The organism is Mycobacterium sp., from assembly GCF_036490025.1.
Taxonomy (GTDB): Bacteria; Actinomycetota; Actinomycetes; order Mycobacteriales; family Mycobacteriaceae; genus Mycobacterium.
Genome location: NZ_DASXEP010000103.1, coordinates 1 through 18,983, shown reverse-complemented (window position 1 = coordinate 18,983; position 18,983 = coordinate 1). Strand labels below are relative to the sequence as shown.

General features: G+C 67.3%; 16 protein-coding genes. 9 read left to right on the top strand and 7 right to left on the bottom strand.

What is annotated here, in order from left to right:
* The first annotated feature begins 12 nt into the window (after nt 1-12).
* Together sucD and VGG53_RS11265 are read left to right on the top strand one after the other, a co-directional pair.
* Complete coding sequence (gene sucD, locus VGG53_RS11270) at nt 13-915, top strand: succinate--CoA ligase subunit alpha (protein ID WP_331518144.1); 903 nt, start codon at nt 13-15, stop codon at nt 913-915.
* Between the two features lie 40 nt (nt 916-955).
* Nucleotides 956-2,497 carry an acetyl-CoA acetyltransferase gene (locus tag VGG53_RS11265; protein WP_331518143.1) on the top strand — a complete coding sequence of 514 codons (1,542 nt, stop codon included), beginning with the start codon at nt 956-958 and terminating at the stop codon, nt 2,495-2,497.
* Here VGG53_RS11265 and VGG53_RS11260 read toward each other — a convergent pair whose 3' ends face one another.
* Together VGG53_RS11260 and VGG53_RS11255 are read right to left on the bottom strand one after the other, a co-directional pair.
* Nucleotides 2,498-2,899, bottom strand: a complete 402-nt coding sequence (locus VGG53_RS11260) for a hypothetical protein (protein WP_331518142.1) — start codon at nt 2,897-2,899, stop codon at nt 2,498-2,500.
* Between the two features lie 26 nt (nt 2,900-2,925).
* A complete protein-coding gene (locus tag VGG53_RS11255) occupies nt 2,926-3,774 on the bottom strand; it encodes an LLM class F420-dependent oxidoreductase (protein WP_331518141.1) in 849 nt (282 codons plus the stop codon).
* 268 nt (nt 3,775-4,042) lie between these two features.
* Here VGG53_RS11255 and VGG53_RS11250 point away from each other — a divergent pair, with 268 nt between their 5' ends.
* The 7 genes from VGG53_RS11250 (at nt 4,043) to VGG53_RS11220 (ending at nt 12,939) form a co-directional block, all read left to right on the top strand.
* A complete protein-coding gene (locus VGG53_RS11250) occupies nt 4,043-4,876 on the top strand; it encodes a DUF5336 domain-containing protein (RefSeq protein ID WP_331518140.1) in 834 nt (277 codons plus the stop codon).
* Nucleotides 4,877-4,959: 83 nt separating this feature from the next.
* Complete coding sequence (locus VGG53_RS11245; RefSeq protein ID WP_331518139.1) at nt 4,960-6,453, top strand: DUF6350 family protein; 1,494 nt, start codon at nt 4,960-4,962, stop codon at nt 6,451-6,453.
* A gap of 58 nt (nt 6,454-6,511) precedes the next feature.
* Nucleotides 6,512-7,141, top strand: a complete 630-nt coding sequence (gene purN, locus VGG53_RS11240; RefSeq protein WP_331518138.1) for a phosphoribosylglycinamide formyltransferase — start codon at nt 6,512-6,514, stop codon at nt 7,139-7,141.
* A complete protein-coding gene (gene purH, locus VGG53_RS11235) occupies nt 7,138-8,709 on the top strand; it encodes a bifunctional phosphoribosylaminoimidazolecarboxamide formyltransferase/IMP cyclohydrolase (RefSeq protein WP_331518137.1) in 1,572 nt (523 codons plus the stop codon). The genes purN and purH overlap by 4 nt, the downstream gene beginning before the upstream one ends.
* A gap of 307 nt (nt 8,710-9,016) precedes the next feature.
* On the top strand, nt 9,017-9,448 hold the full coding sequence (locus VGG53_RS11230) for a hypothetical protein (protein ID WP_331518136.1): 432 nt from the start codon (nt 9,017-9,019) through the stop codon (nt 9,446-9,448).
* Nucleotides 9,449-9,566: 118 nt separating this feature from the next.
* On the top strand, nt 9,567-10,952 hold the full coding sequence (locus VGG53_RS11225) for an ATP-binding protein (RefSeq protein WP_331518135.1): 1,386 nt from the start codon (nt 9,567-9,569) through the stop codon (nt 10,950-10,952).
* Nucleotides 10,945-12,939 (top strand): VWA domain-containing protein, encoded by a 1,995-nt coding sequence (locus VGG53_RS11220; protein WP_331518134.1) that lies wholly within the window; start codon nt 10,945-10,947, stop codon nt 12,937-12,939. Before VGG53_RS11225 ends, VGG53_RS11220 begins: the two co-directional genes overlap by 8 nt.
* 9 nt (nt 12,940-12,948) lie before the next feature.
* Here the strand turns inward: VGG53_RS11220 and VGG53_RS11215 are convergent, their stop codons facing one another.
* The 5 genes from VGG53_RS11215 to VGG53_RS11195 form a co-directional block, all read right to left on the bottom strand.
* Nucleotides 12,949-13,551: a DUF1707 domain-containing protein gene (locus VGG53_RS11215; RefSeq protein WP_331518133.1), complete on the bottom strand. Its 603-nt coding sequence runs from the start codon at nt 13,549-13,551 to the stop codon at nt 12,949-12,951.
* Nucleotides 13,552-13,626: 75 nt separating this feature from the next.
* The gene (locus tag VGG53_RS11210; RefSeq protein ID WP_331518132.1) at nt 13,627-15,015 is read right to left on the bottom strand and encodes a ClC family H(+)/Cl(-) exchange transporter; all 1,389 of its coding nucleotides are present in this window, start codon (nt 15,013-15,015) and stop codon (nt 13,627-13,629) included.
* Between the two features lie 49 nt (nt 15,016-15,064).
* Complete coding sequence (locus tag VGG53_RS11205) at nt 15,065-15,841, bottom strand: enoyl-CoA hydratase family protein (RefSeq protein WP_331518131.1); 777 nt, start codon at nt 15,839-15,841, stop codon at nt 15,065-15,067.
* Nucleotides 15,841-17,007, bottom strand: a complete 1,167-nt coding sequence (locus VGG53_RS11200; RefSeq protein WP_331518130.1) for an acyl-CoA dehydrogenase family protein — start codon at nt 17,005-17,007, stop codon at nt 15,841-15,843. The genes VGG53_RS11205 and VGG53_RS11200 overlap by 1 nt, the downstream gene beginning before the upstream one ends.
* Nucleotides 17,004-18,983 (bottom strand): acetyl/propionyl/methylcrotonyl-CoA carboxylase subunit alpha (locus tag VGG53_RS11195; RefSeq protein WP_331518129.1); only part of this gene is annotated, 1,980 nt, incomplete at its 5' end. The genes VGG53_RS11200 and VGG53_RS11195, both read right to left, overlap by 4 nt.

The following is an 18,983-nucleotide window of genomic DNA, read 5'->3' as shown; positions in this document are numbered from 1 at the left end:
ACCCATCACACAATGTCTATATTCCTGACCAAAGACAGCAAGGTCATCGTCCAGGGCATCACCGGTAGCGAGGCCACCGTCCACACCGCCCGCATGCTCAGGGCGGGCACCCAGATCGTGGGCGGGGTGAACGCGCGCAAGGCCGGCACCGCCGTCACGCATGAGAACAAGGGCGGCCAGATCGTCGAGCTGCCGGTGTTCGGCAGCGTTGCCGAGGCGATGGAGAAGACCGGCGCCGACGTGTCGATCATCTTCGTGCCGCCGAAGTTCGCCAAGGACGCCATCATCGAGGCCATCGACGCCGAGATCCCGCTGCTGGTGGTCATCACCGAGGGAATCCCGGTGCAGGACAGCGCATATGCCTGGGCCTATAACCTGTCCAAGGGCGGCAAGACCCGCATCATCGGGCCGAACTGTCCAGGCATCATCACCCCCGGGCAGGCGCTGGTGGGCATCACGCCGGCCAACATCACCGGCCCCGGGCCCGTCGGCCTGGTGTCCAAGTCCGGCACGCTGACCTACCAGATGATGTACGAGCTACGCGATTTCGGGTTCTCCACGTCGATCGGGATCGGCGGTGATCCGGTGATCGGCACCACGCACATCGACGCGATCGAGGCCTTCGAGAAGGATCCCGAGACCAAGGTCATCGTGATGATCGGTGAGATCGGCGGTGACGCCGAGGAGCGCGCGGCCGACTACATCAAGGCCAACGTGTCCAAGCCGGTCGTCGGCTACGTCGCCGGATTCACTGCGCCGGAAGGCAAGACGATGGGCCACGCCGGCGCCATCGTGTCCGGTTCGTCGGGCACCGCCGCCGCCAAGAAGGAAGCGTTGGAAGCCGCCGGAGTCAAGGTCGGCAAGACTCCTTCGGAAACTGCCGCGCTCGCACGGCAAATCCTGGAGAGTCTGTAGGCGCTATGGATCCGCGCCGACGACGATGCAGAGCGCAGCGATGAGGAGGAGCGGCGCACTTGACCCCCGCACTCCGGTAGTAGTGGGCGTCGGGCAGGCCGCAGAACGCATCGACGACGCCTACTACCGGGGCATGTCGGCCGTCGAGCTGGCGGCGGCCGGAGCCCGCGCTGCGCTCGAGGACTGCGGCGCCGATGCCGCCAAGGTGGCTGCGGCGATCGACACCGTTGCCGGCATAAGGCAATTCGAGATTTCCGGGCCGGCAAAGGCCGTCCTGGGTAAGTCGAACAACTATCCGCGGTCGGTCACCAATCGAATCGGCGCCGACCCGGCCCGCGCCATCCTGGAAGTCGTTGGGGGCCAAGGCCCGCAGCACCTGATCACCGAGCTGGCCGGCGAGATCTCGGCCGGGCGCTTGGAAGTCGCGATGGTCTTCGGTTCGGACGCGACCTCCACCAACCGCTATTTCGCCGACGCGGAGAACAAGCCGGACTTTTCCGAGACCGTCGACGGGCCTCTGGAAGACCGTGGCCACGGCCTCGAACAGTTGATCAGCCGCTACACCATCATCCACGGATTGGTCGACGCGCCAACCCAATACGCGCTGCTGGAGAACGCTCGGCGAGCCCGGACCGGACTCGGTCCCGCCGAGTATCTGCGGCGGATGGGCGAACTGTTCGCACCGTTCACCAAGGTCGCCGCTGGTAATCCGTTTGCCGCCGCGCCAGTCGAACGCAGCGTCGAGGAACTGATCACCGTCACCGAGCGCAATCGGATGATTTCTGATCCCTACCCGCGGCTGCTGGTCGCCCGCGACCAGGTGAACCAGGGCGCCGCGGCGCTGCTGATGTCAATCGAGGCCGCACGCAAACTCGGTGTGCCTGAAGATAATTGGGTCTATCTCCATGGCCACGCCGATCTCGAAGAGCAGAGCCTGCTGGATCGGCGGGATCTCGGCCACTCCCCGTCGGCGGTGATGGCGGTGCGCGAAGCACTGGCGGTCGCCGGACTCGGCATCGACGACATCGCCACCTTCGACCTGTACAGCTGCTTCGCGGTCCCGGTGTTCAACATCTGCGACGGCGTCGGTCTCGCCACCGACGACCCTCGCGGGCTTACCCTGACCGGTGGCCTGCCGTTCTTCGGCGGCGCGGGCAACAACTACTCGATGCACGCCATTGCCGAGACGATCGCCGAGTGCCGAAGTACACCAGGGCAATTCGGCCTGGTCGGCGCCAACGGTGGCTTGCTGAGCAAGTACTCGGTCGGCATCTACTCGACGGCGCCCGTGCCGTGGAAGCCAGACCGCAGCGCGAAGCTGCAGGCGCAGATCGCCGAGTCGCCGAAAGAAGCAGTGACCGAACAAGCCGACGGTCCGGCAACAGTTGAGACCTACACGGTGCGGCGCGACGGCGGACGGATGACCGGGATCATCGTCGGCCGGCTCGACGGCGACCAGACCCGGTTCCTGGCAACCACCGAGGATGACGACCTGATCGAGCTGCTCACTGACGGAGAGCCGTTGCGGCACGCCGTGACGGTGCGCTCGTTCGACTACGGCAACCGCTGCTCGCTGCGCTGATCAGCCGGCGCGGGTGATCGCCGCGGCCAAGCCTTCGCAGTCCTCAACGGTCACGGTCAGCGCGGAGTGGTCACGCAGCCCGATCACGCGACGAACTCGCGGCTCGAAGTGGATGCACACACCCTGGGTCGCATTGGTGCCGAACGTGAGCCCGTCGTCGGTCATCGACAGCCGCACGCCCACGGCGGTCCACCATCGATACGGCCCGGTGATGTGTGCGTACTGCACCTGCGACAGCGGGGCCTCGACGCGAAGTGGCCCGTAACGCGCGATCAAGCGCCCGTCGTCGGTGACGGTGACCCCCTGGGTGCCGGGCCACACCCGGAACGGCAGCCAGATTGGAGCCAGCCGGGGTTCGTAGCGATAGGGAAAGTGCCGGCCCGGCTTTTCGTCGGCTGTCACGATGCGGCTCCGATCGGATTCAGCGGCTAAACCGCCGCGGCGAGTTTGCCGGCCAGCCGCTCCACGTAGGCCGCGACCTCGCCTCCGGATTTGTCGGGCAAACCGAACAGCACTTCGGTGACCCCGAGCTCGGCCCAGTGCGCCAACTTCTCCGGGATGGGCTTGAAGTCCAGCGCCACGATCTGCGGCGCGCCCTTCCGGCCGGCGGCGGCCCAGCTGTCCTGCAGCAATTTCACCGGTTCGTCGATGTCGAAGTCGCGGGGAGTGGTGATCCAGCCGTCGGCACTGCGCGCGATCCACTTGAAGTTCTTCTCGGTGCCCGCCGCCCCGACCAGTACCGGGATGTGCGACTGCACCGGCTTGGGCCACGCCCAGCTGGGCCCGAAGTTGACGAACTCGCCTTCATAGGAGGCTTCCTCCTCGGTCCACAGCACCCGCATCGCCTCGATGTATTCACGCAGCATGGTGCGGCGCCGTCCGGGCGGCACATTGTGATCGGTGAGTTCGTCAGTGTTCCAGCCGAACCCGACGCCCAGGCTGACTCGTCCGCCGGAGAGATGATCGAGCGTCGCAATGGATTTGGCCAAAGTGATCGGATCGTGCTCGACCGGCAATGCGACCGCGGTGGACAGCCGCACCCGCGAAGTGACGGCACACGCCGCGCCGAGGCTCACCCATGGATCCAACGTGCGCATGTAGCGGTCGTCGGGCAACGAGGCGTCACCAGTCGTCGGATGAGCGGCCTGGCGCTTGATCGGGATGTGGGTGTGTTCGGGTACGTAAAACGTCTGAAACCCATGGTTATCGGCAAGCGTGGCAGCCGCTGCCGGGGTGATTCCGCGATCGCTGGTGAACAGCACGAGCCCGTAGTCCATGGATGAATTAGAACGTGTTCCAATCTTGCGGGCAAGCGGCGGGGGGTGGCCGGGGGTGGCGGGGTGCGCGGCGGCGCGTCGAGGTCCGCGCCGACGAATGGCCCGAGGGTGCGCTAGCGTTGATGATCGGCTCGCGTCGCAAGCCTGCGCCAGCCGCCGCCACGGCGTTCATGGAGCGTCCCGAGGTAGCCTCGCGAGGAGCGGCGCGGGAGTACCAGCGCCGCACGACAGTGGCGCCGCAACCGCATTGGAAGGCACAGGAGAAGCGATGACCTACCCGCCCGGCAGTCCCGGATATCCGCCCGCGCAGTCGCCTGGCTCCTACGGGGCTCCCGCCGCGCCGTCGTTCACGAAGGCCGATGACGGTGAAAGCAATCTGAAGCACTACCTGACCATCGCGGTATTGGCGCTCGGCGTGATCATCTACCTGGCGAGCTACGCCCCGATGATCACCCGGGTCCTTCCCAACGGTGACGAGCTCGTCGAAAGAGGCAGCAGCCTGCCGATCGACTTGGCCCTGTTGGCGGGTCTGCTGGCCGGGGTGGGCTTGCTGCCCAAGGCCAAAAACTTCTACGCGGTGGCGGCCGTGGTCGCCACGTTAGGCGCGTTGTTGCTGATCGAGGACACCATTGGTGCTCCGGGCCGGGGCGCGGCGCTGTGGATCGCCGTGAGTGCCGGCGTCCTGCAGGCCGGGCTCGCGATCAGCGCACTCCTGCTGGACGCCGGTGTGATCACCCCGCCGGCGCCGCGGCCCAAGTACGACCAGTACTACGGGCAGTACGGCTACTACGGTCAGCAGCAGTCTCCGTACCAGCAGTCGGGCTACGGAACCCAGTACGGCGGCTACCCGGGTGGGCCGTCGACCGGTGGTTTCAGCGCGCAACCGGGACCGCAGCAGGGCTCGGCGCAGGCGCAGCAGCACGGATCACCCACGCCGCCAACAGGTTTCCCCAGCTTCAGCCCACCGCCGTCGTCCGGCTCCGGCGGCTCGGGGCAGGGCAACTCCTCGGACCATGGCGGTTCCGCCCACAGCCAGCACTCGTACGGCTCGGGTCAGCAACCGCAGGCGCCGTCCTCGCCGTCGGGCCCGGCACAGTCCTGACGGTGCGCACCGGGGTGCGCACACGGGCGCGGTGGGTCGCCACTCAGACAGCCGCTGTGTAACGTCCTCAAACCGTGACGCCGGTGCAGGACAATCGAACCGCGGGCGCCCATCAGGCCCGTGACTTGTTGCGGGTTGCGTTCGGGCCCGCAGTGGTGGCGTTGGTGGTCATCGCGGCGGTGACGTTGCTGCAACTGGTGATCGCCAACAGCGACATGACAGGCGCGCTCGGTGCGATCGCCAGCATGTGGCTCGGCGTGCATCAGGTCCCGATCTCCATCGGTGGCCGCGAACTGGGTGTGATGCCGCTGCTGCCGGTGCTGCTCATGGTGTGGGGGACCGCGCGCACCACCGCGCAGGCCACCAGGGCGACGGCCTCGTGGTTCGTCATCCGGTGGATCGTCGCGTCCGCCCTGGGCGGGCCGCTGTTGATCGCCGCGATCGCGCTGGCCGTCATCCACGATGCGGCGTCGGTGATCACCGAACTACAGACGCCGAGCGCGTTGCGCGCCTTTGTCAGCGTGCTGGCCGTGCACGCCATCGGCGCAGCTATCGGGGTGGGCTCACGCGTCGGCCGGCGGGCCCTGGGGGCGTCGCCGTTTCCGGACTGGCTGCCCGACTCGCTACGCGCGGCGATGGCCGGCGTACTGGCGCTGCTCGGGTTGTCGGGCCTAGTGGCAGCCGGCTCGCTTGTCGTGCACTGGGCGACGATGCAGGATCTGTACGCGATCACCAATTCGATTTTCGGCCAGTTCAGCCTGACCGTGCTGTCGGTGCTTTATGCGCCCAATGTGATCGTCGCGACCGCCGCGATGGCAGTGGGTTCCAGCGCTCACCTGGGTTTTGCCACGTTCAGCTCGTTCACCGTCTTCGGCGGGGATATCCCGGCGCTGCCGGTGCTGGCCGCGGCGCCCCACCCGCCGCTGGGGCCGGCCTGGGTCGCGCTGCTCATCGTCGGAGCGTCCTCGGGGGTGGCGCTCGGACAGCAGTGCGCGCGCCAGCCGTTGCCGCTGTCGGACGCGATGGCGAAGCTGGGGATCGCGGCGTTGGTGGCGGCGTTGACCCTGGCGCTGCTCGGTTACGCCGGCAGCGGCCAGTTGGGCAACTTCGGGGGCGTCGGAATCGACCAGGGCACTTTTGGGTTCGCGGTCTTCCTGTGGTTCACCGCCGTCGGCGCGATCACCGTCGTGATGGCCGGCGGGATCAGATACCGGCCGCGCAAGGCCAAGCCGGTGCGGCCCGGGCGGCCGCCGGCCGTATCGGCCGAGCCGACGATCGACGCCGAGGCGGACGACACGTCGGCAATCGAGTCGGGCGTCGACGACGCGCCGGACGGACTTGATGGTCCGGCTCCTCCTCGGGCCGCCGACCGGCCCGCATTGTCGCCGGACGGACTTGATGGTCCGGCTCCTCCTCGGGCCGCCGACCGGCCCGCATTGTCGCCGGACGGACTTGATGGTCCGGCTCCTCCTCGGGCCGCGGACCGGCCCGCATTGTCGCCGGACGGACTTGATGGTCCGGCTCCTCCTCGGGCCGCGGACCGGCCCGCATTGTCGCCGGACGACGACGGTGATTGATCGTCCGCTTCCTCGAGCCGCCGACGGCCCGCATCGTCAGCGGACGTAGGCTCGCCCTGTGCAGCAACCGTTCCGCGCGCCTCCCAGCGCACCGGCACGATTGGTGGTGCTGGCATCGGGTACCGGTTCGCTGCTGGCGTCTTTGCTGGACGCCGCCGTCGGAGAATATCCGGCGCGGGTGGTCGCCGTCGGCGTGGACCGCGACTGCCCGGCCGCCGAAATCGCGGCCACCGCGTCGCTTCCGAGCTTCCGGGTGCGACTGGCCGACCACCCAGATCGCGACGATTGGGATGCCGCGCTCACCGATGCTGCAGCCGCGCATTCGCCCGACCTCGTCGTCTCGGCTGGATTCATGAAAATCCTTGGACCACAATTTCTTTCGAAGTTTCAAGGCCGTACCCTCAACACGCACCCGGCTTTGCTGCCGGCATTCCCCGGCGCGCACGCGGTGGCCGACGCGCTGGCCCACGGTGTGAAGGTCACCGGCTGCACGGTGCACCTGGTGGACGCCGGCACTGACACCGGCCCGATACTCGCCCAGCAAGTCGTCCCCGTGCTCGACGAGGACGACGAACAGACCCTGCACGAGCGCATCAAGGTCATCGAACGGCGGCTTTTGGTGGATGTAATCGCCGCGGTGGCGACCGGCGGCGTGACCTGGACCGGACGAAAGGCAACTCTCGGATGAGCACCAACGACGTCAAACGGCCGATTCGGCGCGCGTTGATCAGCGTCTACGACAAGACCGGTCTGGTCGAACTGGCCCGCGGTCTTTCCGAAGCGGGCGTCGAGATCGTTTCAACCGGGACAACGGCGAAAACTATTGCTGACAAAGGTATTCCGGTGACACCGGTGGAGGAGCTGACCGGCTTTCCAGAGGTACTCGACGGCCGGGTCAAGACCCTACATCCGCGTGTGCACGCCGGCTTGCTGGCCGACCTACGCAAACCTGAGCACGCCGCGGCGCTCGAACAGCTTGGGATCGAGGCGTTCGAGTTGGTGGTGGTCAACCTGTATCCGTTCAGCGAGACCGTCGAGTCCGGCGCGGGCGTCGACGAGTGTGTCGAGCAGATCGACATCGGCGGACCGTCGATGGTTCGTGCCTCGGCCAAGAATCATCCCAGCGTGGCCGTGGTCACCGATCCGCTTGGCTATGACGGAGTGCTGGCCGCGGTGCGTAGCGGCGGCTTCACCCTTGCCGAACGAAAGAAGTTGGCGTCGTTGGCGTTTCGGCACACCGCGGAGTACGACGTCGCGGTGGCCGGCTGGATGGAGTCGACGCTGGCGCCCGAGGAGCCGGCCGCGACGTTCCCGGCGTGGTTCGCCGGCACGTGGCGACGATCGACCCACCTGCGTTATGGCGAGAACCCGCATCAGCAAGCCGCTTTGTACGTCGACGACAGCGGGTGGCCCGGCCTGGCGCAGGCTGACCAGCTGCACGGAAAAGAGATGTCGTACAACAACTTCACCGATGCCGATGCGGCCTGGCGGGCGGCCTTCGATCATGAGCAGACTTGCGTAGCGATCATCAAGCACGCGAACCCGTGCGGAATAGCGATCTCGTCGGTTTCGATCGCCGACGCCCACCGCAAGGCCCACGAGTGCGATCCGCTCAGTGCGTTCGGCGGAGTGATCGCGGCCAACACCGAGGTCAGCGTCGAGATGGCCGAATATGTCAGCACGATTTTCACCGAGGTGATCGTGGCGCCCGCCTATGCGCCGGGCGCCGTTGACGTGTTGGCGCGCAAGAAGAATGTCAGGGTGCTGGTCGCTTCCGAGCCGATGGATGACGACACGGAACGTCGTCAGATCAGCGGCGGGCTGTTGATGCAGCAACGCGACCGGATCGACGCGCCCGGCGACAACCCGATCAACTGGACGCTGGCGACTGGTGCCGCGGCCGATCCGGCCACTCTGGCGGATCTGGCCTTCGCCTGGCGAACCTGCCGTGCGGTCAAGTCCAACGCGATCGTCATCGCCGGTGGCGGTGCCACCATCGGCATCGGCATGGGCCAGGTGAACCGCGTCGACGCGGCGCGGCTGGCGGTCGAGCGCGGCGGGGATCGGGTTCGTGGCGCCGTCGCCGCGTCGGACGCGTTCTTCCCGTTTCCGGACGGTCTTGAGACGCTGACCGCGGCGGGCGTCACCGCGATCGTGCATCCGGGCGGGTCGGTCCGCGACGACGAAGTGACTGCTGCCGCCGCCAAAGCCGGCGTGACGCTCTACCTGACCGGCTCGCGGCACTTCGCCCACTGAACCGCTGGCATGCACCTGAACGCCCGACGACCGTCGAGCAAAGTATCGGGCTCGCTGTTTTGGGTCGTTCCGATTCTCCTTCCGCACAAGATCGGATCGGCCTAGCATCGAAATTCGGGCACGTCTACCGGGACGAGTCCGGTGCGATTCAAAAGGTATTCGAGAGGAAAACATGCGCGCGATAAGCAAAAGAACGGCGTCGTTCTCAGTCGCAATTGCGGTGTTCGCTCTGATCGGTGCGGGATGCCACCAGTCGAACAACTCCAGCCAATCCTCGAGTTCGTCAGCGACGTCGTCATCGTCAGCGATGTCGTCTTCGGCGCCGGCGATGTCGCCGGCAACGACCCCGGCGGCACCGACCTCGACGCAGATCAACGGTGCAAACGGCACGCCGTACACCGTCGAGGGACCAATTCTGGCGAAGTGGGAGACCCTTAACGACGCTCAAAAGAAGGACCTGGGCGCACCGTATGACAACCAGAAGAACACCGCGGACAACAGCGGTGTCTACCAGCAATTCGACGGCGGCGTCCTGATCTATCGCAACGGCGGCCCGGTCTACTTCGTGTGGGGCAAGATCCGTGACGCGTGGAATGCGAACCAGGCTTCGCAGGGCAAGCTGGGTTACCCGTCCGCTGACGAGCAGACCGAACCCGACGGTTCCTTCAAGTCGACGTTCGAGCACGGCACCATCACCTGGAAGCCGGGCGACCCCGAGGCAACCGTCGTCACGGGCTAGCCTCACATTCACCTCGGAAGGCCGGGCAATCCACGCGATGGCCCGGCCTTTCCTACTCTTTCCGGTGCCAAAGTGACCTGGGGGCGGTGCTGTATCGGCTGCCTCGTCGTAGCGTGGTGTGGTGACCGCTGCGAATAACCTGCCCCGCACCGTCGGCGAACTGCGTGCCACCGGGCACCGCGAAAGAGCCGTCAAACAAGAAATCCGGGAAAACCTACTGACCGCGCTGGCCGAGGGTGACGAGATCTGGCCAGGCATCCTGGGCTTCGAGGACACCGTGTTGCCGCAGCTGGAGCGGGCGCTGATCGCCGGCCACGACTTCGTGCTGCTGGGCGAGCGCGGGCAGGGCAAGACGCGTCTGCTGCGGGCGCTGATCGGCCTGCTCGACGAGTGGACACCGGTGATCGGTGGCGCCGAGCTCGGTGAGCATCCGTACACCCCGATCACGCCGGAGTCGATCCGCAAGGCCGCCACGCTCGGCGACGACCTGCCGGTCGAGTGGCGACACCGCAGCGAGCGCTACACCGAGAAGCTGGCCACTCCCGACACCAGCGTGGCCGACCTGGTCGGTGACATCGACCCGATCAAGGTCGCCGAAGGCCGCAGCCTGGGAGACCCCGAGACCATCGCCTACGGTCTGATCCCACGGGCACACCGTGGCATCGTCGCCGTCAACGAACTGCCCGACCTGGCCGAGCGCATCCAGGTGTCGATGCTCAACGTGATGGAGGAGCGCGACATCCAGGTCCGCGGCTACACCTTGCGGCTGCCGCTGGACGTGCTCGTGGTCGCCAGCGCCAACCCCGAGGACTACACCAACCGGGGCCGCATCATCACCCCGCTCAAGGACCGCTTCGGCGCCGAAATCCGCACGCACTACCCGCTTGAGCTCGACGCCGAGGTCGGGGTGATCCGCCAGGAGGCGCACCTGAGCGCCCAGGTGCCCGACTACCTGATCCAGGTGATCGCCCGGTTTGCCCGCTACCTGCGGGAGTCCAACTCGGTCGATCAGCGGTCCGGGGTGTCGGCGCGGTTCGCGATCGCGGCGGCCGAGACGGTTGCGGCGTCGGCGCGGCATCGCGGCGCGATGCTGGGTGAGACCGATCCGGTGGCCCGGGTGGTCGACTTGGGCACCGTGATCGACGTGCTGCGCGGCAAGCTGGAATTCGAGTCCGGCGAGGAAGGCCGCGAACAAGCCGTGCTGGAACACCTGCTGCGCCGCGCCACCGCCGACACCGCGTCCAGAGCACTCGGCGATCTCGACGTCGGCCCGTTGGTGGCTGCGGTCGAGGGCGGCTCGGCGGTGACGACGGGAGAGCGGGTTTCGGCCAAGGACGTGCTGGCGGCGCTGCCCGACCTGCCGATCATCGAGGCGATCGCCAAGCGGCTCGGCGCCGAATCCGAGGGTGAGCGCGCTGCGGCGCTCGAATTAGCCTTGGAGGCACTGTATTTGGCCAAGCGCGTCGACAAGGTGTCCGGGGAAGGCGAAACCGTCTATGGCTAAAGGTCATTCGTCAGGTCATTCGGCGAAATACTCGGCCTACACCGGCGGGCCCGACCCGCTGGCTCCACCGGTGGATCTGCGTGAGGCGCTCGAGCAGATCGGGCAGGACGTGATGGCGGGCACCTCGCCGCGCCGGGCGCTGTCCGAGCTGCTGCGCCGAGGCACCAAGAGCATGAACGGAGCCGATCGGCTGGCCGCCGAGGCAAACCGTCGGCGGCGAGAGCTACTGCGCGAGAACAACTTAGACGGCACGCTGCAAGAGATCAAAAAGCTGCTCGACGATGCAGTGCTGGCCGAGCGCAAAGAGCTGGCCCGCGCCCTGGATGACGACGCGCGCTTCGGCGAACTGCAACTCGACGCACTCTCGCCGTCGCCGGCCAAGGCCGTGCAAGAGCTCTCCGAATACGGCTGGCGCAGCGAGGAGGCGCGGCAGAAGTATCAGCAGATCAAGGATCTGCTCGGCCGGGAGATGCTCGACCAGCGTTTCGCCGGCATGAAGGAGGCGCTGGAGGGCGCCACCGACGAGGACCGGCAGCGCGTCAACGACATGCTGAACGACCTCAACGATTTGTTGGACAAGCACTCGAAAGGGCAAGACTCCCAACAAGATTTCCAAGAGTTCATGGACAAGCACGGTGAGTTCTTTCCGGAGAACCCGCAGAATGTCGAGGAGTTGCTGGACTCGCTCGCCAAGCGCGCGGCGGCCGCGCAGCGGTTCCGCAACAGCCTGAGCCCGGATCAGCGCGCGGAGTTGGATGCGTTGGCGCAGCAGGCATTCGGGTCGCCGGCATTGATGCAGGCATTGGATCGACTCGACGCGCACCTGCAGGCGGCGCGGCCCGGTGAGGACTGGGACGGCTCGTCGCAGTTCTCCGGCGACAATCCGCTCGGCATGGGTGAAGGCGCCCAGGCGCTGGCCGACATCGGCGAGCTCGAACAACTCGCCGAGCAGCTGTCGCAGAGCTATCCCGGTGCGACGATGGACGACGTCGACCTCGACGCACTGGCCCGCCAACTGGGCGACCAGGCCGCCATCGACGCTCAAACGCTGGCCGAGCTGGAGCGCGCGCTGGTCAACCAGGGCTTTCTGGACCGGAGCTCGGACGGCCAGTGGCGGTTGTCGCCGAAGGCGATGCGACGGCTCGGCGAAACAGCGTTACGCGATGTGGCACAGCAGCTTTCCAGCCGTCACGGCGAGCGTGATCTGCGGCGGGCCGGAGCCGCCGGTGAACTGACCGGCGCCACCCGGCCCTGGCAGTTCGGCGACACCGAGCCGTGGAATGTCACCCGGACGCTGACCAACGCGGTGCTGCGGCAGGCCGGAACCCAGGCAGCCAACCAGGAATCGGCGATTCGCATCAGCGTCGACGACGTCGAGGTGTCCGAAACGGAGACCCGCACCCAGGCCGTGGTCGCGTTGCTGGTGGACACCTCGTTCTCGATGGTGATGGAGAACCGCTGGCTGCCGATGAAACGCACGGCGCTGGCGCTCGACCACCTGGTGCGTACCCGGTTTCGTTCAGATGCGTTGCAGATCATTGCTTTTGGGCGCTATGCGCGGACCATCACCAGCGCCGAGCTGATGGGCCTGGAGGGTGTGTACGAGCAGGGCACCAACCTGCATCACGCGCTGGCGCTGGCCGGCCGGCATCTGCGTCGGCATCCCAACGCGCAGCCCGTCCTGCTGGTGGTCACCGACGGTGAGCCGACCGCGCACCTGGAAGACGTCGATGGCAGCGGGCGGGGTTCTGCTGTGTTTTTCGATTACCCGCCGCATCCGCGAACCATCGCCAACACCGTGCGCGGCTTCGACGAGATGGCGCGGCTCGGCGCGCAGGTGACCATCTTCCGGTTGGGCAACGACCCCGGGCTGGCGAGGTTCATCGATCAGGTTGCGCGCCGCGTCGAGGGCCGGGTGGTCGATCCCGATCTCGACGGGCTGGGCGCGGCGGTGGTCGGCGACTACCTGCGCAGCCGCAGGCGATAGGCCCGCGGGCTAGCTCTGGGTCTTTCGGTTCTTCCGCCGGATACCGACTCCGCCCCACAACGAGAAACCACGGATCCGCACGGTGGGAGCACCGGGCGTGCCTTGGCCGGCTACTGAATGGTCGAATCCACCCATCACGCCGTGGCCCTTGATCTCGACGTTGACTTCGGGGGGCAGCAGGATGGTCTGCCCGCCCATGATCGACGTGGCGTGGATCTCGACGTCGGTGGAGGTGAAGTCGGCGTAGCGCAGGTCGATCACGCCGCCGCCCCACAGCGCGAACGTCGTCAGCTTCTTGGGCACGTTCCATCTGCCGCGCCGTTCGAATGCGCTCATGATGGCCAGCAGCAGCATCGACGGCGCGGGCTTGGCGTCGCCGCCATCGCGGGGACTCACCGATGATCCCAGCAGGTCGGACCGCAGGCGATCCAGTTCGTCGTAGGTCTGCGCCGCGTAGGCCCTGGTGAGGCGGTCTTCGTAATCGCTCATCTGCAGCCGGCCCTGCGCGGCGGCGTCAGTGAGCAGCTGTGCGACCTGGATGCGATCGGTTTCGGCGGCACGCGCGACTGCCCTCCGCTGGTCCTGCGCGCCTCGCTGCGCTGACTCGCTCATCAGTGACGAGCCTACGACGAAGTAATTTTGCTGCAAGGATCTTCGCTAAACTGTTGCGCCACGCTCAGGCTTCGCTCAGCTGCCGTGGTCCGCTGTGCGCCGCGCTGCCTCGGCCGCCCGTTGGGCGAGCCGGTCGTAGATGGGTTGGGACCGCAGCGCGATGGCGACGAGCATGGCGATGGCGCAGGCACCGAGCATCGGCGGCAATTGATTGGTAATGCCGGTCATTTCGGTGGCGAGGATCAGACCGGTGACGGGGGCGTGCACCGACGCGGTGAAGAAGGCGGCCATGCCGATAAGAGCGCAGGCGGCCAGGCCGGGCATGGCGTGCGGTGTGACGTGCTTGGCTACGAGCCCGATGATCAACCCAGCGTCTGCTCCGAGTACGAGCATGGGGGCGAACAGGCCCCCGGGGGTGGAGGCGGCGTAGGAGACGACGCCCAGCGCGAACCGGAGGACGAGCGCGCCGGTGATCGCGAGCAGTGTGCCATGGCCGAGAAGTGCATTTTGGGTGAGGTTGTCGCCACTGCCGGCCAGGTTTGGCACGACCCAGACGAGCACTCCGATGAGCGCGCCCGTCACGGCGGCGCGAGCCTCCTTCGGCCAACGGCTGGCGTCGGCCCGGCGCAGCCCGAACATCACCGCGCTGTTGTAGAGCACGCCGAGCAAACCCGTGAGGATCCCGATGGCGAATACCCAGCCGGACTCGACTAGCCGCGGTTCGGCTACTGCGGTCATCTCGAACTCATATCGTGATTGCACCAGCAGATGGGCGGCGGCAAACCCGGACGCAGACGCAACGAAGGTGGCGACGGTGGTGCGCGGGTCAAAGCGCTTGACGAGCTCTTCAAGGACGAAGACCCCGCCGGCGATAGGAGCGTTGAATGCGGTGGCAAGCCCCGCGGCAGCGCCACCGGCGACCAGGACACGCAGGTCGGCCAGGTTGCGCCGGGTGAGGGTGGCGACGATGACGGCGGCGGTTCCGCCCATCTGGACTGACGGTCCTTCGCGCCCGAGTGCCAGACCGCTGCCGATGGCCAACAGCCCACCGATGTACTTGACGGGCAGTATCCGAAATCGGTCGGGTCTGACCCGGCCATCAGCGATCGCCTCGACGCGCGGGATTCCGCTGCCTTCGGCGTGCGGTTCGACCCGGTGCACCAGGGCTGCCGCGACGGTGGCGGCCGTCGTGCAGACGAGCACGACGACGATCAACCCCCACCAGCTGCCGTGCGCCCAGGCAGCCAGGCTGTTGCGCAACCGCGCAGCCTCTTCGAGGAGCAGCCGGAAGGTGGCCGCTCCGAGACCGGTGATCACCCCGACCAGCGCGGCCGCCACCACGAACCCGATCAGGCTTTCGGCGCCCTCGCCCCGTGTATCTACCGGGTGTGTAGTTGGGCGCTGCCATCCGGTGAACAGGCTGCGAAGCCAATTTCGCCAGCTTTGGCTTCCGTCGTTATCCACCCCTACTGCTTATCGGAGGCGATGACGGCCCGCTGTCGCGGGGGTCATGTCAGGTTGCCCAGCACGGCGGCCGTTTCTCCAGAAACGCCAGCATGCCCTCGCGGGCTTCGTCGGAGACGAACAGCCGCGCCGACTCGATGCCCAGCCGCTCGGCGTCGCGGTCGAAACCCTCCAGCACCGCGGCGGTGGTCAGTGCCTTCGACGCTGCCAAGCCCTGCGGTGAGCCGCGGCCGATATCGGCGACCAGAGACGCCACCTGCGCGTGGACGTCATCGACGGCCACCGTGATCAGTCCGATCGCGGCGGCGGTCGCAGCGTCGAACGTCTCTCCGGTCAAGTAGTAGCGGGCCGCGGCGCGGGCGGACATCTTCGGTAGCAGCGTCAGCGAGATGATCGCCGGCGCCACCCCGATACGGGCTTCGGTCAGCGCGAAGGTGCTGCGTGGACCGGCGACCGCGATGTCGCAGGCGGCGACCAGGCCCATGCCGCCGGCCCGGACATGGCCGTCGACCGCGACGATCACCGGCCGCGGCGACTCGACGATCGCGCGCAGCAGCGCGGCCATCTCCCGGGACCGTTCGGCGGTCGCCTCGGCGGGATCGGAGCTCGCCGTCGCCGACCCTTGAGAAAGGTCGGCGCCGGCGCAGAAGGTGTTGCCGGTGTGGCCGAGTACGACGACCCGCACCGCGGGGTCGTCCGCCGCGTCGCGCAGGCCCTGATGCAGCTGGCCGACCAACGTCGGCGACAGCGCGTTGCGGTTGTGCGGCGAATTCAGCGTCAGCCGCGCCACCTGCCCGTCGACGGCGTACTCGACGAGAGTGTCCATCAGTAGGACCGGGGCAGGCCCAGCGACGTCTGCGCGACGAAGTTGAGCACCATCTCGCGGCTGACCGGTGCGATACGACCCAGCCGCGCGGAGGCCAGCATGGCGGCCACGCCGTACTCTTTGGTCAGCCCGTTACCGCCCATCGACTGCACGGCCTGGTCGACCGAGCGCGTAGCGGCTTCGGCCGCAGCGTATTTGGCCATGTTCGCGGCCGTGGCTGCACCACCGTCGTCGCCGTTGTCGTACAGGGTTGCCGCCTTCTGCATCATCAGCTTGGCGAGCTCCACTTCGATGTGGCACTGCGCCAACGGATGTGACAAGCCCTGGTGCGCGCCGATCGGCGATCCCCAGACCTGGCGGGTCTTGACGTAGTCGGCGGCGTGGTCGAGTGCGAAGCGACCCATGCCGACCGAGCTCGCCGCACCCATGATGCGCTCCGGGTTCAGGCCCGCGAAAAGCTGTGCGATGGCGGCATCTTCGGCCCCGACGAGCGCGTCGCTGGGCAGCCGGACGTCGTCGAGGAAGACCTGGAATTGCCGCTCGGGGCTGATCAGCTCCATCTCGATCGGGGTGTAGGTGAAACCTGGCGCATCGGTGGGCACCACGAACAGCGCCGGTCGCAGCTTGCCGGTCTTGGCTTCCTCGGAGCGCGCGACCACCAGCACCGCCTGCGCCTGATCGACCCCGGAGATGAAAACCTTCTGCCCCTTGAGGATCCAGTCACTGCTGTCGCGGCGGGCCGTGGTGGTGATCTTGTGTGAATTGGATCCGGCGTCGGGCTCGGTGATCGCGAACGCCATCGTCAGCGAGCCGTCGGCGATGCCGGGAATCCAGCGCGTCTTTTGTTCCTCGGTGCCGAACTTGCTGATGATCGTGCCGTTGATGGCGGGCGAGACCACCATCAGCAGCAGCGCGCTACCCGCGGCCGCCATTTCCTCCATCACCAGCGACAGCTCGTACATGCCGGCGCCACCGCCGCCGTACTCCTCGGGGAGGTTGACGCCCAGGAAGCCGAGTTTGCCTGCCTCGGACCATAGTTCGTCGGTGTGCTGGTGTGCGCGGGCTTTCTTCAGGTAGTACTCGCTGCCATAGTTGGATGCCCATTCGGACACCGCCTTGCGCAGCGCCGTGCGGTCTTCGTTTTCGATGAAGCTGCTGTCGGTCACGGTGCGTCTCCTTCTGCTTCGGGATCGTGGGGGGCGTCGACGCGTGCCAACACGGCGCCGACTTCGACTTGGTGGCCGGTGTCGACGTTGAGTTCGGCGAGGACACCGTCGCTCGGGGCGGTGATGGTGTGCTCCATTTTCATCGCCTCCAGCCAGATCAGCGGTTGACCGGCCGTGACGGTATCGCCGATCGCAGCACCCAGCCGAATGACGTTGCCCGGCATGGGCGCGACCAGCGAACCCTTCTCGACGGCCGATCCCGGTTCGGGGAAGCGGGGCAACGCGACCAGGTGCACCGGTCCGTGCGCCGAGTCGATATAGATGGCTGAGCCTTCTGCGCCGTAGCGTCTAACCGCGAAGCTGCGTGCCACGCCGTTGTCATCGGCCAACACCACCTCGTGTGCCGAAGCCGAGACCAGCCGTATTGATTCGTCGGACGGCAACAGCAATCCGGTTCGGGTGAAACGGTATTCGACCCGGTGTTCGGTGCCGGCGTCGTCGACGTAGGTCTTGACCTGGTAGCCCGAAGACAGATTGCGCCAGCCGCTGGGGATCGAGCCCAGCACGGTGGCCGCGGCGCGATTGTCCGCCGCGTCGGCCAGCGCCGCGGCGATTGCCGACAGCCGGATCACGTCTTTGCCGGCCAACGGCGCGGACAGCTGCGCCAGGTCGTGCGTGTCGAAGAACGCGGTGTCGGTGGCGCCGTCCAGGAATGCCTGGTGCCGCAGCACGTTGACCAACAGATCGCGGTTGGTCCGCACGCCGTGCAGCTGTGCTCGTGCCAGCGCGTCGGCGAGCACCAGCGCCGCCTGGCGGCGCGTCGGAGCGTAGGAGATCACCTTGGCGAGCATCGGGTCGTAGTGGATGGACACCACGGAGCCGTCGACGATCCCGGAATCCAGGCGGATCCCGGTCCGTGACCCCAGTCTGGTGAACTCCGTGCGGGCCGCCGGTACCTCGATGCGGTGCACCGGGCCGGCCTGTGGCTGCCAGTCCCGCGCCGGGTCCTCGGCGTAGAGCCGCGCCTCAATGGAATGCCCTTGCGCGCCAGGCGGTTCGGCTTCCAGCCGGTCGCCGTCGGCGACCGCGATCTGCAGTTCGACCAGGTCCAGACCGGTGGTCTCTTCGGTGACCGGGTGTTCGACCTGCAGCCTGGTGTTCATCTCCAGGAAGTAGAACTCGCCGTCATCATCGGCGAGGAACTCCACCGTGCCCGCCCCGGTGTAGCCGATCGCGCCGGCGGCCAGCCGGGCGGCGTCGAACAGCTTGGCCCGCATGCCCGGTATGCGCTCGACCAACGGCGACGGTGCTTCCTCGATGATCTTCTGATGGCGGCGCTGAATCGAGCATTCCCGCTCGCCGACCGCCCACACCGTGCCGTGGGTGTCGGCGAGCACCTGGACCTCGACGTGGTGGCCGGTGGGCAGGTAGCGCTCACAAAATACCGTGGGGTCGCCGAACGCGGACTGCGCTTCGCGCTGGGCGGCGGCGACTTCGCTTGGCAGCGAATCTAATTGGTGAACGACGCGCATCCCGCGACCACCGCCGCCGGAGGACGCCTTCACCAGCACTGGCAACTGGTCGGCCGTGACGGTGTCCGGGTCGAGTTCTTCGAGCGCTGGGACGCCGGCGGCGGCCATCAGTTTCTTGGACTCGATCTTGGAGCCCATCGCGCGCACCGCATCCACCGGCGGGCCGATCCAGGCCAGCCCGGCGGCGGTGACCGCCTTGGCGAATTCAGCGTTCTCCGAGAGGAATCCGTAGCCCGGATGCACCGCGTCCGCGCCGGCCGCACGGGCGGCCGCGATGATCGCCTCGGCATTGAGATAGTCGTTGGTCTTGGGCAGCCGCACCCGGGCATCGGCCTCGGCGACATGCGGAGCGGCGGCGTCCGGGTCGGTGTAGACCGCGACGGTGCCCAGGCCCAGAGTGCGGCACGTCGCGAATACCCGTCGGGCGATCTCGCCGCGATTGGC